Below are 261 nucleotides of genomic sequence, written 5' to 3'. Positions count from 1 at the left end.
TAAGATGTGCAATTTTATCAAATAATATTATAGGGTTGTTGTTAAGTTCTCCATCCAAGGAATACATTTTACTACTAAATTTTATAATAGAGTTAGTTGTTAATTTTTGACCATTACCATGATTTGTAATCATGTAATACAGACCTGTTCCGGTTTCTTTGGCGGTTAAAGAATTATCTGATAAATATTTCTGGATAACTACTCGTTGTTTTCTTTCTGATTCTGTTATTTGTCGTTGTTGCTCTACTTGTTCGACAAATG

General features: G+C 29.9%; 1 pseudogene. It reads right to left on the bottom strand.

What is annotated here, in order from left to right:
* Window positions 1–261, bottom strand: a pseudogene (locus FOF46_RS32265) (hypothetical protein); the annotation flags it as partial.

The organism is Aquimarina algiphila (genome assembly GCF_007489275.1).
GTDB classification, from domain to species: domain Bacteria; phylum Bacteroidota; class Bacteroidia; order Flavobacteriales; family Flavobacteriaceae; genus Aquimarina; species Aquimarina algiphila.
Note: the sequence above shows the minus strand (reverse complement) of the source record. Positions and strands in the feature narration are given on the sequence as shown.